This is a genomic window from Streptomyces tamarix, from assembly GCF_032423885.1.
GTDB classification, from domain to species: domain Bacteria; phylum Actinomycetota; class Actinomycetes; order Streptomycetales; family Streptomycetaceae; genus Streptomyces; species Streptomyces tamarix.
Map to the genome: position 1 here is coordinate 1 of NZ_JAWCTQ010000012.1, position 14,610 is coordinate 14,610.

Here is a 14,610-nt window from a genome sequence, read left to right on the forward strand (position 1 = left end):
CCGACGGCGCCCCGGCCCGACCGGACGGCGCGCCCGGCGCCCGGGCCGTCACGGGATGGCCGCGGCGTGGGCGTGGAGGTCGCGGACGAGGGCGCCGAGCAGGCCGCCGCCCTCCTGCGCGGGCGGCAGGCGGCGCAGTACGCGCCGCACGTCCGGGGTGGTGCGCTCGTGCTGCCGGCGGGCCTCGTCGGCGGTCGCGTCCGGGTCGTCGGGCGCGGCCAGCCCGGCGGCCTTCGCGGCGTACGCGACGCCCCGTGCGTGGGACGCCATGTGGGCGACGGCCGCCGCGTGCCCGGCGGCCCGCGCGGCCGCCTCCGCGGCGGGTTCGCCCACCTCCCGGGCGGCGGCGTGCGCGGCGGCCGCGAGGGCGCGGAGCCGTCCGACGCGCAGTTCTCCGCGCGCGAAGGCCCGGGCGCCGTCGACGGCGTCCCGGGGCCGGGTGTCGTGCGGGGCGCGCGCTTCGAACAGGGGCAGGGTCCGCTCGGCGCAGTCGGCCGCCCAGACGGCCACGACCCGCCGGTCGTCCTCGCTCAGGGTCAGGGGGCCGGGTTCTCTCTTCACGGGGCCGCATTCTCCCACCGGGTGGCGCGACCCGCCGCGCGGGCGACGCGGGCCGTCACGGGGGGCGGCCCGGGTGGTCCGGTCGGGTGCGGCGTGCGTCGCGCCGGCCGGCGGGGCCGGTGCGGTGCCGTTCGCGTCACCGCCGGGACGGCTCCAGGAGGCGGCACGGGACCCGCCGTTCGGTCAGTCCCCCGCGGCCGTCCGGGTCGACCCGGTACAGGCCCGCCTCCGGGGCGCGGGTCACCGCCTCCGTCAGCTCCCCTCCCGTGAAGAGGGCCGCGGCGCCGTCCTCCACCGCCCATCCGCCCGGCAGGTTCCCGGCGGCCACGGCCGCCCGGTAGGAGGGGCGGCGGCCGGGTTCGGTGTCGTAGTGCGGGCAGACGGAACCGGGCAGCAGGCCGAGGCCGTCCGGCAGGTGGGTGAGGGGTCCGAAGGAGTCGGTGTGGGAGCCCTCCGCCCAGCAGTTGGCGCCCGCGCTGATCCCGCAGAGCAGCGTCCCCCGGTCGTACGCCTCGCGCAGCAGCCGGTCCACGCCGTGGACGCGCCACACCGCCAGGAGGTTCGCGGTGTTGCCGCCGCCCACGTAGACGACGTCCTGCGACAGGAGGAACGCGCGCAGGGCGTCGTCGTCGAGTTCCCTGCGGAACAGCGGCAGCACGGACGGGACGAGGTCGGGGCGGTCGCCGAAGGCGGCGAGGAACTTGTCGACGTAGACGGCGGCGTCGCCGCTCGCCGTCGGCAGGAAGCACACCTTGGGCCGTGGGGTGCGGGCGTGGCCGAGGACCCAGTCGTCCAGCACCCCGTCGTCGTCGATGGAGAAGCCCCCTCCGAGCAGGGCGAGACGGTGCTGCGGGGCGGCGACGGGCACGGGCCCTCCTCGGGGTGCGGGACGGTTCTGCGGCTTCGGAGGGGACGATGCCGTGCGACGGCCTTCCCCCGCAAGCAGAAGGGCGCACCGGGGTTCGGTGCGGCGCGGCACCGCCCCGCCGGTGCCGCGGCCCGTCGGCCTACGCCCCGGCGGCGGGACGGTAGGTGCACACGTGCACGCCGGTGCCGCTGGTGGTCGTGGAGACCAGCTCCAGCCTGCGCATCCGGCCGTTGCCGGGGAAGAGGGACTTCCCGCCGCCGAGGATCACCGGCATGATCATCAGCCGGAGTTCGTCGACCAGGTCCTCGTCCAGCAGGGTGCGGACGAGGCTGGGGCTGCCCATGACGAGCAGGTCGCCGCCCTCGGTCCCGCGGAGCTCGCGGACGCGGGCGACGGCCTCGTCGCCCGGGACGCGCGTGGTGTTCTCCCACGTCAGGTCGGAGTCGCCGAGGGTCCGGGTCACGACGTACTTGCGGAGGGAGTTCATCCGGTCGGCGAACGGGTCGCCCGCCCGCTCCGGCCAGGCACCGGCCATCGCCCGCCACGTACGACGTCCGAGCAGCAGCGCGTCGGCCTTCCCCAGCGCGTCGTCGAACGCGCCGCCCACGACCTCCGGGTCGAAGAACGGGTGCGACCAGCCGCCGTGGGCGAAGCCGCCGTCGGTGTCCTCCTCGGGGCCGCCCGGGGCCTGCACCACGCCGTCGAGGCTGACGAACTCGCTGATCACGATGCGCATGTGACTCTTTCCTTTGCTCACCACGGGGTTACGGCAAGGGAGACCGCCGTGCCCCGGGAAACTCATCGGCCCCGCCCCACCGCACGGGGTGATGTGGCTCACACAGTCGTACGGGGGTCGTACCGGGGCGTTCAGGGGGTTCGCCGGGCCGCGCGGGCGGCGCGCCACTCGGGGGCGAGGACGGCCCAGACCTCCTCGTCGTGCCGCTCGCCCCGGTACGGGTGGCTCTCCCTGAGCACGGCCTCCCTCGTCATCCCGAGGCGCCGGGCGACGGCGATGCTGGGCGCGTTGCCGGAGGAGACCCACCACTCCACGCGGTGGACGCCCCGCTCCTCGACGGCCCAGTCGATGACCGCGCGGGCGGCGCGGGTCACCAGTCCCCTGCCGGTCGCCGCCGGCTCCAGCCAGCAGCCCGCCTCGGCGGTGCCCTGCCGGAGGTCCATCCGGCGCAGGACGACGGCGCCGACGAGGGTGCCGTCCGCCCGGATGCCGTGGATCCGCCCCGTGTCGGACGCGGCCTTCTCCGCGTACGCCTGGAGGAACGCCCTGCTCGACTCCAGGTCGGTCACGACGTCGGGGAGGGCGTTGAACCGGCCGATGAACTCCCGGCCCCGGTCGATGTGGGCGAGGAACTCCTCGGCCTGCGGGGGTTCGAGCGGGGCCAGTTCGGCGCCGTCGTCCCCCAGGGGCATCGCGTACATCGTCACCTTCCATGTGAGCGGCGGCGCTTGGCGCACGGATCTTCTCATGGTCGGTGCCACGGGTACGCGCCCGGCCCGCGCCGGGGCGCGAGCCGGCGCGGACCGGGCGGACCGGGTGCGTGATCAGTCGTCGACGACGTCCATGACCTGCGCGAGGTCGACGAACTTGAAGCCGGTGGCGTCGCGGTCGTCGACGGAGGGGGTGTCGTCGCCGTCCTGGACGACGAGCAGGCCGTTGGGGTACTTGCGGCCGAGCGGGGCGTTCAGCACGGCGGCGCCGTCGCACTCCTCGGCGCCGTCGAGGACGGAGGAGGCGGCGACGCGGAAGCCGGCCTCGTACTCGTTGTCGTCGGCCAGTTCGCGGTCGTACAGGGCGAAGGTGTTGTCGCCCTGGCTGGAGGCGAGGACGTAGCCGTCGCCGTCCGCCTCCGTCAGCAGGGTCAGGCCCTCCACGTCGGCCGCGAGGTGCTCACCGCCGTGACCCGGGTCGGGGGCGGTGGGCGAGCACTCGTCGCTCTCCTCGTCGTACGCCGCCGGGACGCCGTACTCGCGGACCTTGTCGATCAGTACGGGCGTGCCGGTGAGGTCGGCGCGCACCCGCCAGATGCCGACGTCCTCCTGGCCGGCGTACAGGGTGCCGTTCGCGGGGTCGACGACCATGCCCTCGACCTGCGGGAGTTCACCGGGCTCGCCGCACGGGGACCAGGAGGTGCCGTCGGGGAGGCGGAACGCGGCGGGCAGGTCCAGCGTGCGGACCTTGCGGTAGCCGACCGTGCCGTTGGTGCGGGCGACCAGCTCCAGCAGGGCGACCGTGGTGCGGTTGTTGCGGCTGACCAGCGCGTAGGAGCGGCGGGTGGTCGGGTCGGTCCAGGTGGCGAGGCCGTAGGCGGTGTCCTGCTCGTTGATCTCCTCCTGGTCGGTGGAGAAGATCGGGGCGGCCTGCGGGTCGGTGACGTCGGTGAGCGGACCGGCCGGGTTGTCGCGGTCGATGCGGTAGACGCGGAGGCGGTCGTGGCCGCGGTCACTGACGACGGCGAGGTCGGAGCGGACGCCGGCCAGGGCCGTGCCGTGCACGAGGTCGACGTTGTTGAAGCGGCCGGGGGCGTCGTCGGGGCCGGCCGGCGGCGGCGCGGGGAGCGACTGGACCTGGCGGGCGTCGAGGTCGTAGACGCGCAGCCCGCCCTCCTTGGCGGTGGCGATGACGAGGCTGCGGTCCGGGGCGGCGGCGTTGCGCCAGATCGCGGGGTCGTCGGCGTCGGCGTTCCCGCCCTGGTCGTCGTCGTGGAGGGGGGCCGTCTCGGCCCGGGCGGTGACGGCGGGCAGCGACTCCGCGGCGGTCGCCGCGTGGGCGGGTACGACCGAACTGGCCAGGGCCGTGCACAGCAGCAGCGCGGCGGTGGCCGGAAGGGCGGATCGGCGGACGGTCACGTACGTCTCCTCCGTGTCGGGGGTGTGCATCCGCAAGATCGTCGGGCGGCACGGAAGCCGCCGGGTTACACCCCGCCGAAGGGGGCCGGACCGCGCCGCGAACACGCGGTGTCGGGTGTTCGGCCCGTCGTGAAGCGGCGGCGCCGTGGCGGGCCGGCCGGCGCCGCGGCACCGGAAGGGCGCCGCGCGACCGCTCCGCGACCCCCGGGTACGCCACGGGGGCGCCCGCCGCGACCGCGCGGGCGCCCCCGGTCCTCCGTCAGCCCTCCGCGGCGCCGGTACGGGGCCGCAGTCCGGCCGCCGCGACGGCGGCGCCGACGAGGCACAGCACGCCGGTGACGATCACCGCGGTGTGCACGCCGCCCATGAACGCCTGGCCGCTCCCCTCCACGACCGCGGCCCTCACCTGGGCCGGCATGCCGGCGGAGACGGGCGACACGCCCATCGCCACGGCGTCCTTCGCCTCCTCCAGCCGCCCGGCGAGCTCCGCCGGAACCCCGGCGCGCGTCAGCTCCCCGGTGAGCGTGGAACCGACCCGGCTGCTGATGAGCGACACGAGGACCGACGTGCCGAGCGCGCCGCCGACCTGCAGGGCGGTCGCCTGGAGCCCGCCCGCCACGCCGCTGTCCCTGACGGGCGCCTGGCCCACGATGGCGTCGGACGACGCGGACAGGACCATGCCGACGCCGAGGCCGAGCGCGACGAACGGCGGCCACATCGTGGCGTACGAGGAGGCCGTGTCCCAGGTGAGCATGCCGAACGTGGCGGCGGCCTGGAGCAGCATGCCCAGCGGCATGGTGAGCCGGGGCCCGAAGCGGCCCGTCAGCACCGCCCCGAGCGGGGAGGCGACGAGCGAGGCGAGGCTCAGCGGCAGCGTGCGCACTCCGGCCTCGACGGGCGAGTAGCCGCGGACGTTCTGCAGGTAGAGCATCACGAAGAAGATCACGCCGAGCAGGACGAAGAAGTTCAGCGCGGTGACGACCGTTCCGACGGTCAGCGCGCGGTTGCAAAACAGCCGCATCGGCAGCAGCGGGTGCTCGACGCGCGTCTCGTACCAGCCGAAGACCACGAGGAGCAGGACGCCGGCGGCGACGGCGCCCAGGGTGCCGGGCGAGGTCCATCCCCAGGTCTCGCCCTTGACGACGCCGAAGACGGCGGAGAGCAGTCCGAGGGCGAGCAGGACGACGCCGGGCACGTCGAAGCGGTGGCGCCCGCCGGGGTTCTTGCTCTCGGGGAGGACGGCGGCGCTGACGAGCAGCGCGATCACGCCGATGGGCGCGTTGACGAAGAAGACCGACTCCCACGAGACGTGTTCGACGAGGAGGCCGCCGACGATGGGGCCGAGCGCGGTCGACACGGCCGAGACCATGGCCCAGATGCCCACGGCCATGCCGAACTTCCGGGGCGGGAAGGCCGCCCGCAGCAGACCGAGCGTGTTGGGCATGAGGAGACCGCCGAAGAAGCCCTGCGCGGCGCGGAAGGCGATCACGCCCTCGATCGAGCCGGCCAGGCCGATGGCCACCGAGGCGAGGGTGAAGCCGACGATGCCGACGACGTAGTACGTGCGCCGGCCGAAGCGGTCGCCGAGCTTGCCGCCGAGGATCAGGGTCGCCGCGAGGGCCAGGAGGTAGGCGTTGGTGACCCACTGGAGGTCCGCGGTGGACGCGTGGAGGGTGCGGCCGATCTCGGGGTTGGCGATGGCGACGACGGCCCCGTCGAGTTGGACCATGAACAGGCCGAAGGCGACGGCGAGCAGGGTCAGCCAGGGGTTGGCGCGCCGCCCCGTGGCGCCGGCGGCCCCTGGGGGCGCGGCGGGCGGGGCGGAAGCGGCTACGGGTGTTGCGGACATGGGGATGCGGAGTCCTCGGAACGTGGCGGTACGGATGGACGGCGCGCCGCGGCGGACCGTCGGCGGCACGGGCGCGCGGCACGGCGGCACGGGAGGCGGCACGGCGGCGCGCAGGGGCAAGCGCCGCGCGCACGGAGGCGGAGGGGCGTCCGTGCGCGCGGTCGGGAACCTCCGGTGGAGGCGGCGGGACTACTCGGCCGCGGGGTGGAGGTGGTGCGTCAGCGACGTGAGCGCGCCCACGGCGGAGCCGAGGGCGTCCATCTCCCCGTCGGTGAGGAACTGCAGCGCGCGGGCGACGTGCGCGTTGCGGAGGCGTTGGACCTCCGCCAGCTCGCGCCGGGCCCGGGGCGTCGGGTGGAGGTGCGCGATCCGCTTGTCGGCCGCGTCGCGCCGCCGCTCCAGCAGACCGGCCTCGGTGAGCTGGGAGACGAGGGCGCTGACGTTGTTCGGCCGCATGAGGAGGGCGTCGGCCGCCTCGCGCACCGTGGCGCCCTCGTGGCGCATGACGAAGCGGAGCAGCGCGAGCTGCCCCTCGGCCGGCTTGGGGTGCCGGATGTCCTGGGCGATCCGGCGCTCCAGGGCGCGGTTCAGCTCCGGAAGGCACTGCGCCAGCACGGAGGCCAGGCGGTCGGTGTCCGGAGCGGACGCGCGGGGATCGGGCATTCCCCAAGAATAGGTCTTATAAGATAGCTATGTCAACGTACCTATGCCCCGAGGGCGGCGGAGGGGGCCTCGGAGAGGCTGGGGAAAGGGCCCCGACGGCGGAAGGGACCGCGCGGTACGCGGTCCCTTCCGCCTGGTGGCCGGTGCCCCGGCCGCCGGTCAGGCGTCGCCCGGCCTGACGCGACCGCGCCAGGCGCCGGACTCGCCGCCCCGCGTCTCGATGTACTCCTTGAACCGGCGCATGTCGCCCTTGACGCGGCGGTCGATCGTGCCGGTCAGGTCGGCGGCCTTCTCGGCGAGGCCGGTCGGTTCGACGTCCATCACCAGCTCCACGCGCGTGTGCGTCTCGTCGACGCGCTGGAAGCTGACGACGCCCTTCTGCTGGGTGTCGCCGCTCACCGTCCGCCAGGCGATGCGCTCGTCGGGGAGCTGGTCGATGATCTCGGTGTCGAACTCGCGGCGGACGCCGCCGATCTTCGTCGTCCAGTGGTTGTGCCGGTCGTCGACCTGCCTGACCTCTTCGACGCCCTCCATGAAGTTCGGGAACTCCTCGAACTGGGTCCACTGGTTGTACGCGGTGCGGACCGGCACCTCGACCTCGACGGTCTCCTTCACCTTGCTCATCAGTCACTCCTTGGTCTCGTGGCGGTGGCGCGAGGGGCACGCGCCGCGCTCGGCACCGGTGAGCGGGTACCCGCTCGCCCCGGATCATGCACGCGCGCACCGGACCGGCCGGAGCGGGAGGCGGCGCGGGGTACCCCGTTCGGGGGGCGGGGACTGTTAGGGGTCCGGCTCGCGGGGTACCTCTGCGCGGACCGCACGGATCCACGCTCAGGGGTGTCGTATGGAGATCGGGTACAAGCTCGCGGCGGAGGCGTTCGCACCGGGCGAGCTGGTGAGGCAGGCTGTCCTGGCCGAGGAGGCCGGGTTCGACTTCGTCGAGATCAGCGACCACTTCCATCCGTGGCTGGACAACCAGGGGCACTCGCCGTTCGCCTGGACCGTACTCGGCACGATCGCGGCGAAGACGAGCCGGATCGGCCTGGCCACCGGGGTGACGTGCCCGACGATGCGGTACCACCCGGCGGTCATCGCGCAGGCCGCGGCGACGCTGGCGCTGCTGTCGGAGGGGCGGTTCGTGCTCGGCGTCGGCTCGGGCGAGCGGCTGAACGAGCACATCGTCGGCGAGGGCTACCCGGCGGTCGCCACGCGCCACGAGATGCTCCGCGAGGCCCTGGAGATCATCCGGCTGCTGTGGAGCGGCGGGTACCGCTCGTACGAGGGGAAGCACCTGCGGCTGGAGGACGCCCGCGTCTTCGACCTGCCGCCGTCGCCGCCGCTCCTCGCCGTGGCGGCGAGCGGGCCCGACTCGACGCGGGTGGCGGCCGAGCTGGGAGACGCGCTGTTCGCCACCGAGGCCAAGCCGGAGATCGTCCAGGGGTACCGGGACGCCGGGGGCGACGGGCCCCGCTACGCGGAGGTGCCCATGGCCTGGGCCCCCGACGAGAAGACCGCCGTGCGGGCGGCGCTGGAGACGTCGCGGTGGGCGGTGACCGGCTGGAAGGTGATGAGCGAGCTCCCCAACCCGGTGAACTTCGACGCCGCCACGACCACCGTCCGCGAGGAGGACATCCTGAGCGCCTTCGCCTGCGGCAACGACCCGGAACGGTACGTGGAGATGGCGCAGGGGTACGTCGACGCCGGGTTCGACCGGCTGGTCATGCAGAACGCGGGGCCCGACCCGGACGGCTTCATCGACTTCTACCGGCGCGAGCTGGACTCCCGGCTGCGCGGACTGAAACCGGGCGGCGCCTAGACACGGCACGGGCGCGCCGAAGGGACCGGCACCGGTCTCTTCGGCGCGCCCGGGGCGGTGGACCGGCCCCGGAGCGGCTGGCACCGACCGGCGACGGGGGGCCCGGAAGAATATCCGATTGTCCGGTGGCGGAGCGGCGGAGAGAATCGCGGGATGCGCGATCAGCGACCGTACGACGGCGCCGCCGTCCCGGCGCCCGCGCCCCCCGGCGCCGCGAGGACGCGACTGGCCGGAGAGCGCGAGCGGCCGGGACCGGTGGGGGCGCGGTGACCGCCGGCCGGGCACACGACCGGGTCCAGGTCCCCGCCGCGCTGGCCGCGTCGCTGCCCGGGGACGCCTGGCGGAGGTGGATCGGCGCGCTGCCCGGGCTGGCCGAGCGGTTCCTGGACCACTGGGACCTGCGGCCCGACGGCCCCGCCGCGCACGGGGTCGTCGCCCTGGTCCTCCCGGTCCTGCGGCCGGACGGGACGCCCGCCGTCCTCAAGCTCCAGCCCGTGGACGAGGAGACCCGCGGCGAGCCCCTCGCCCTGCGCGCCTGGGGCAACCGCCACGCCGTCGACCTGCTGGACCACGACCCCGGTACGGGGACCATGCTCCTGGAGCGCCTCGACGCCTCCCGGTCGCTGGAGACGGTCCCGGACGACATCCGGGCCCTGCGGGACCTGTCGGAGCTCCTCGCCCACCTGGTCGCGACCCCGGCCCCGCAGGGCCTGCCCCGGCTGGCCGACCTCGCGCGCGCCCTGCTCGACCGGCTCCCCCGCGGCGCGGACCGCCTGACCGACCCGGACGAGCGGCGCCTCCTCGCCACCTGCGCCGCCGCGACGCGGGAGGTGCTGGACGAGCCCGGCGACCGCCTCCTGCACTGGGACCTCCACTACGCCAACGTCCTCGCCCCGCTGCCCGGGTCGCCGACGCGCGGACGGGCCGGCTGGGTCGCCATCGACCCCAAGCCCCTCGCCGGCGACCCCTGCTTCGAGCTCCTGCCCGCCCTGTACAACCGCTGGGACGACGTCACCCGCACCGGGGACGTCTCCGCGGCCGTGCGCCGCCGCTTCCACCTGATGACCGAGGTGCTCGGCCTCGACCGCCGGCGGGCCACCGCCTGGACCCTCGCCCGCGTCCTCCAGAACGCGCTCTGGCACATCAAGGACGGCGCCACCTCGCTCGACGGGCCGCAGGCCGCCATCGCCCGCGCGCTCCTGAGCTCCTGAGCTCCTGAGCGGGCGTACGGGGGCGGCCCCGTGACCGGTGGCCCCGGGCCCGGACGCCTTCGGGAGGGACCGTCCGGCACGGTCCGGCTCGGCGGCACCCGGGGCCGTCGTACGCGTACGCCGCCGAGCCGGGCCTTCCTTCGCGTACGGCCTCACTTCACGTACAGCTTCGCGATGTCCTTGGCGGCCACGTCCCCGTACGTGTCGCGGCCCGTCTCGTTCGGGTGCAGGAACCACGGCAGGGGCTGGTGGAGCAGCGTCACCGCCGACGGCTCCAGCAGGGCGCCGATGCCGCGTTCCAGGCCGGCGCAGGCGGTGAGGGGCTCGGTGTGGGCGTAGAGGTCGACGAAGTGGGCCCCGTTCGCGGCGGCCTTGGCCTTCATGAGGTCGTTCAGCGGGACCTGGACCTTCTTGTCGAGGAAGGACAGCGCGTTCTCGGGGACGTCGGCGAGCGGCTTCTCCGTACCCCCCGGTACGGCCGCCCGGCACGTGGTCGTGTCCTCCGGGACGAGCCTCGGGTAGCCGACGAGCACGGCCCTCGCGTCCGGGGACTCGCTGCGGATCTCCGAGAACAGCTTGTCGAGGTCGGTCGCGGCCACGGCGAACCGCTCCTTCAACCAGGTGGCCCCCGCGCCCTTTTCGAAGAAGGCGCGGCAGTCCGCCGCGGGTGACGCCGTGTCCACCGCCGTGGCGGGCATCAGCGCCCCCTCGTTCCCGCGCAGCCGCGCCGAGCACTGCTTCAGGATCGGGCCGAGTCCCACCGTGTCGGCCCCCAGGCTTCCGACGACGAGCTGGGTGTCCTTGCGCAGCGCCCTCTTCTGCGGTTCGGCCGTGAGCCCGCCGCCCAGGTCCTGCGGCTCCCACACGTGGTTGAGGCGCGCCCCCGCGCAGGACACGTCGGCCTGCACCTGCACCTCCACCGCCTGATCGGCCAACTGGTCCACCATGACGGCCGGCACGTTGTCCGTCGCCCGTACGCACAGCAGGGCGTTGCCGTCGACGGGCGCGATGCCGTACCCGGCGGTGTACGCGTCGCCGAGGAACACCGCCCGCAGGTGCACGGGGTTGGGCGGCCGGACGGGCGCGTGCGTCCACGCCCCCAGGCTCATCACGACGAGCGGCAGGAGGGCGGCGGCGCGCCGGCGCGCGGACAGGCTCTTTCGCACGGAGGCTCCTTCCGGGGGTCCCGCTCCGCGGGATGGCGGGGTCTGCGTCGACATCCGTACCCTTCACCCCGAACGTCCACGTCCGTACCCCTGTCACCCACATGGGGCGTTCGGCGTACGCCGGCGCCGGCCGGGCACCGCCACACGCCCGGCCCCGCGTCCCCGCCCGGCGGGGCGCCCTCGCCCGGTGTCCCGCCGGTGGACCGCCCGGGGGGCGCTCGCCGTCGAACGGGCCGACGGCGGACGGCACCGCCGGGCAGGGACGGGCCCGGACCGACGGGCCCGGGCGGTTCCGCGACGGCCGGCCAGGACGAGGGACTCGAACCCTTCGCCCCACCGGCCGGGTTCGACCCCCTGTACCCGTCCAGGGGCGTCGTCCCCTCCGGCGTGCCGTTCGCCACCCGCCCCGGCAGGCGCCCGCGCCTCGCGGGGGCCGGCGCGGACGTGGTCGTCCGCCGCACGAACCGAAGTACCCCGGCTGCGGGACGCCCGAGCCCGGGCCGTCGGGGCCCGTGCGCGGCGGGGCGCGGTCACGGTTCCGCGACGACCGGCGCGAGGCGGCGGACGGCGGCGTCGACGTCCGCGGCCGACGGCGCCGCCACATAGCTGAGTCGGACGTGCGGAGCGCCGCTGCCGGTGGGGTAGTAGTTGTCACCGGGGGTGAGGGCGACGCCGTTCGCCAGCGCGGCGGTGGCGAACTGCCCGCTGTCGAGGTGGCCCGGCAGCGACACCCAGAGGTGGTAGCCGCCGCGCGGCCGAACGGCGAGGGCGTGCGGGCCGAACGTCGCCGCCACCGCGTCGACGGCGGTCCTCCGCCGGTGTTCCAGGGCCGTGCCGAGCGTGGCGAGGGCGCGCTTCCAGCCCGATGCGGTCACGACTTCGAGCGCCGTGTACTGCAGGGGTGCGGGCACGAACATCGTGTCGACGACCTGCGCGGAGCGCAGCCTCGCCATGACCGGGCCGCGGGCGGCCAGCGCGCCGACGCGGAGGTTCGGCGAGGTCACCTTCGTCAGCGACCGGATGTGGACGACGGTGCCGTCCAGGTCGTCGGCGACCATCGGCGGCGGCGTCGGCCCGGCATCCGCGTGCCCCATGTGGCGGGCGAAGTCGTCCTCGACGACGAAGGCCCCGTGCCGGCGGGCGATGGCGCGGACGTCGTGCCGCCGGGCCGCCGAGAGGCTCGCTCCGGTGGGGTTCTGGAACAGGGGCTGGACGACGACGACGCGCGCCCTCGTGCGGGTGAGCGCCTCGTCGAGGTAGTCGGCGCGGAGCCCCTCGCCGTCGAGCGGGACCGGGACCACCCGCAGGCCCGCGGCGTGGGCGGCCGCGATCGTTCCCGGGTAGGTCGGCGACTCGACGACGACCGGGTCGCCCGGCCGGCCGAGGGCGCGCAGGGCGGTCGCCAGGGCGCTCTGCCCCGCGCCGCAGACGAGGACGTCGTGCCGGCCGAGGCCACCGCCGATGTCGGCCGCGAACCAGTCGCGCAGTTCGGGTACTCCGCCGACGGGTGGGCGGTCCCACGTCTCCGGGCGCCGCGCGGCACGGGACAGTGCGCCGCCGAGCCTGTCGAACGGTTGCAGTCCGGGGTGGAGGTAGCCGCCGTTGAGGTCGATGACGTCCGGTCCGGGCGCCGAGAGCGTCCCCAGGAGCGCGGACGACCTGAAGCCGCGCGGGGTGCCGGCCGACGCGTCGATGCGGTCCGCCGGTTCGAGGGCCGCCTCCTGCCACGACGTGTCCCCGACCCGCGTCGCGGGCCGCTTCTCCGTGCGGTAGGTGCCGGCGCCGGGACGGGAGGTGACGAGCCCCCGCTGGGTGAGGAGGGCCAGGGCCCGCGAGACGGTGGTGGCGCTCACCCCGAAGCGGCGTACGAGTTCGCGGTGCGTCGCGATGCGGGCTCCGGCGGGTGTCCCCTCGATCTCACGTGCCAGGACGTCGGCCAACTGACGCGGACTGCTATCGTCATTCATGAATACTGATCGTAGCGCTATCGCACCGTCGCGAGTATTGCCACTGTCGAACGGCACCGTCCTCGCCGCACTCGGCGTCCTGGGCTTCTCCTTCAGCTTCCCCGGCACCGTGTGGGCGCTCGACGGGTTCGGCCCCTGGAGCGCTACCGGGGTCCGCGGCGTCCTTGCCGCCGTCATCGCGCTCTCGGCGCTCCTCGCGACGCGGTCGCCGCTCCCTGACCGTGCCGACCGGCCCGCGCTCGCCGTCGTCGCCGTCGGGTGCGCGATCGGGTTCCCGCTGCTCACGACGCTCGCCCTGCGGACATCGTCCACGGCGCACTCCGCGGTCGTCATCGGAGCGCTACCGATGGCCACGGCGGCGATCTCCGTCCTCCTCACCCGGCGCCGGCCCTCCGGGGTCTTCTGGGCCGCGTCCGGGACCGGCGCGGCCACCGTCGTCGCGTTCGCCCTCTCGCAGAACCACGGACGGCCGACGGTCGCGGACCTCTACCTCTTCGGCGCCCTGCTCCTGTGCGCGGCCGGTTACGCCGAGGGCGGGCGGCTCTCGGCGCACATGCCGGGCTGGCGCGTCATCGCCTGGGGCGTCGTGTTCGCCGCGCCCGTCAACCTCGCCGTGTGTGCGTGGGCGCTCCCGCAGGAGCCGGTGCACCTCACGGCGAAGGCCCTGGCCGGAATGGCGTACATCGCCGGTGTCTCGCAGTTCGGAGGGTTCGTCGTCTGGTACCGCGGCATGGGCCTCGTCGGCGTGGCGCGGGCGAGCCAGCTCCAGCTCGCCCAGCCGCTGCTGACGCTCGTGTGGGCCGTGCTCCTGCTCGGCGAGCGCTTCGGCTCCGTCGTCCCCCTCGCCTCCGTCGTCGTGCTCGCGTGCATCGCCGTCACGCAACGGGCCAGGGCGGCCTGACGCGCCCACACCGACCGCCGCCGGATGGCGCGTCCGGACCACCGGCACGGACCGGACCACCGTCGCCCGCGGGGCACCGCGCCCACCGCCGGGCCCGCGCCGTGCCCGGCGACCCCGTCCTCGTACGGGCCGGTCGGCGTCCGGTGCCCGCGCCGCCCGCCGGGGAGCCGCGGCCCCGGTGCGGCCCCCGGTGCCCCGCGCCCGACGCGCTCCCCGTCCGGTGGAACGGGTCCGGCGGCCCGGCCTTCCCGATCCGCCGGACAGGGCAACTGCCGCTTGGCTACAGTCTGTTCCCTCCGGCAGGACACCTGGCGGAGGGCGCGCACGGCGAGGTTCCGGAGCCGCGCGGGAACCGTGGGGGGACTGTATGGACATTGGACTCGGGGACGCCGTCGCCGCGTTGCGCGACGACCTCATGGAGGCCGTGCGGCGCGGCGAGGGCCGGGAGGTCACCTTCGACGTCGGCCCGATCGAGATGGAGTTCCTCGTCGAGCTCCGCCAGGAGGCCCGGGCCAAGGCAGGCTTCCGCGCGTGGGTCGTCACCGCGGACGCCGAGGGCGCCGCGGCACGCGGCCGCAGCCACCGGATCATGGTGACGCTCACACCGCGCCGCGGCGGCGGGCCGGTGAGGATCTCCGCGCAGGACCGGGACCTGCCCGGCGGCGAGGCACCGGAGGACGAGGTCCGTGCCCGGCGGGCCCGGTGACGGGGCGGTCCTCCCGCCCCGGCGGGAGCGGCCCGGG

The 14,610-nt window shown here is 75.4% G+C and carries 14 protein-coding genes; 4 read left to right on the forward strand and 10 right to left on the reverse strand.

Annotation, left to right across the window (positions count from 1 at the left end):
- Window positions 1–48 precede the first annotated feature (48 nt).
- The 8 genes from RND61_RS12030 to RND61_RS12065 form a co-directional block, all read right to left on the reverse strand.
- Window positions 49–561, reverse strand: coding sequence for a putative immunity protein (locus tag RND61_RS12030; RefSeq protein ID WP_315877874.1), 513 nt, complete (start codon window positions 559–561; stop codon window positions 49–51).
- Between the two features lie 136 nt (window positions 562–697).
- On the reverse strand, window positions 698–1,429 hold the full coding sequence (locus tag RND61_RS12035) for a Type 1 glutamine amidotransferase-like domain-containing protein (RefSeq protein WP_315877875.1): 732 nt from the start codon (window positions 1,427–1,429) through the stop codon (window positions 698–700).
- 139 nt (window positions 1,430–1,568) lie between these two features.
- Window positions 1,569–2,165: a dihydrofolate reductase family protein gene (locus tag RND61_RS12040; protein ID WP_315877876.1), complete on the reverse strand. Its 597-nt coding sequence runs from the start codon at window positions 2,163–2,165 to the stop codon at window positions 1,569–1,571.
- 131 nt (window positions 2,166–2,296) lie between these two features.
- Window positions 2,297–2,866, reverse strand: coding sequence for a GNAT family N-acetyltransferase (locus RND61_RS12045; protein WP_315877877.1), 570 nt, complete (start codon window positions 2,864–2,866; stop codon window positions 2,297–2,299).
- A 123-nt stretch (window positions 2,867–2,989) separates the two neighbouring features.
- Window positions 2,990–4,324 carry a phytase gene (locus RND61_RS12050; protein WP_315877878.1) on the reverse strand — a complete coding sequence of 445 codons (1,335 nt, stop codon included), beginning with the start codon at window positions 4,322–4,324 and terminating at the stop codon, window positions 2,990–2,992.
- A 229-nt stretch (window positions 4,325–4,553) separates the two neighbouring features.
- The gene (locus RND61_RS12055; protein WP_315877879.1) at window positions 4,554–6,143 is read right to left on the reverse strand and encodes an MFS transporter; all 1,590 of its coding nucleotides are present in this window, start codon (window positions 6,141–6,143) and stop codon (window positions 4,554–4,556) included.
- A gap of 189 nt (window positions 6,144–6,332) precedes the next feature.
- Window positions 6,333–6,806, reverse strand: coding sequence for a MarR family winged helix-turn-helix transcriptional regulator (locus RND61_RS12060; RefSeq protein ID WP_315877880.1), 474 nt, complete (start codon window positions 6,804–6,806; stop codon window positions 6,333–6,335).
- A gap of 159 nt (window positions 6,807–6,965) precedes the next feature.
- On the reverse strand, window positions 6,966–7,430 hold the full coding sequence (locus RND61_RS12065; RefSeq protein ID WP_315877881.1) for an SRPBCC family protein: 465 nt from the start codon (window positions 7,428–7,430) through the stop codon (window positions 6,966–6,968).
- A 220-nt stretch (window positions 7,431–7,650) separates the two neighbouring features.
- Here RND61_RS12065 and RND61_RS12070 point away from each other — a divergent pair, with 220 nt between their 5' ends.
- A complete protein-coding gene (locus tag RND61_RS12070; RefSeq protein ID WP_315877882.1) occupies window positions 7,651–8,622 on the forward strand; it encodes a TIGR03557 family F420-dependent LLM class oxidoreductase in 972 nt (323 codons plus the stop codon).
- A 266-nt stretch (window positions 8,623–8,888) separates the two neighbouring features.
- A complete protein-coding gene (locus tag RND61_RS12075; protein ID WP_391653318.1) occupies window positions 8,889–9,833 on the forward strand; it encodes an aminoglycoside phosphotransferase family protein in 945 nt (314 codons plus the stop codon).
- A gap of 152 nt (window positions 9,834–9,985) precedes the next feature.
- Here the strand turns inward: RND61_RS12075 and RND61_RS12080 are convergent, their stop codons facing one another.
- Together RND61_RS12080 and RND61_RS12085 are read right to left on the reverse strand one after the other, a co-directional pair.
- Entirely contained in the window at window positions 9,986–10,999 is a 1,014-nt protein-coding gene (locus RND61_RS12080) for an SGNH/GDSL hydrolase family protein (protein ID WP_315877883.1), read from the reverse strand.
- Between the two features lie 530 nt (window positions 11,000–11,529).
- Window positions 11,530–12,966 carry an aminotransferase-like domain-containing protein gene (locus RND61_RS12085; RefSeq protein WP_315877884.1) on the reverse strand — a complete coding sequence of 479 codons (1,437 nt, stop codon included), beginning with the start codon at window positions 12,964–12,966 and terminating at the stop codon, window positions 11,530–11,532.
- Between RND61_RS12085 and RND61_RS12090 the strand changes: the two genes are divergently transcribed.
- Window positions 12,965–13,867: a DMT family transporter gene (locus RND61_RS12090; protein ID WP_391653320.1), complete on the forward strand. Its 903-nt coding sequence runs from the start codon at window positions 12,965–12,967 to the stop codon at window positions 13,865–13,867. The genes RND61_RS12085 and RND61_RS12090 overlap by 2 nt on opposite strands.
- A gap of 367 nt (window positions 13,868–14,234) precedes the next feature.
- Window positions 14,235–14,573, forward strand: a complete 339-nt coding sequence (locus RND61_RS12095; protein ID WP_315877886.1) for a trypco2 family protein — start codon at window positions 14,235–14,237, stop codon at window positions 14,571–14,573.
- Window positions 14,574–14,610 lie beyond the last annotated feature (37 nt).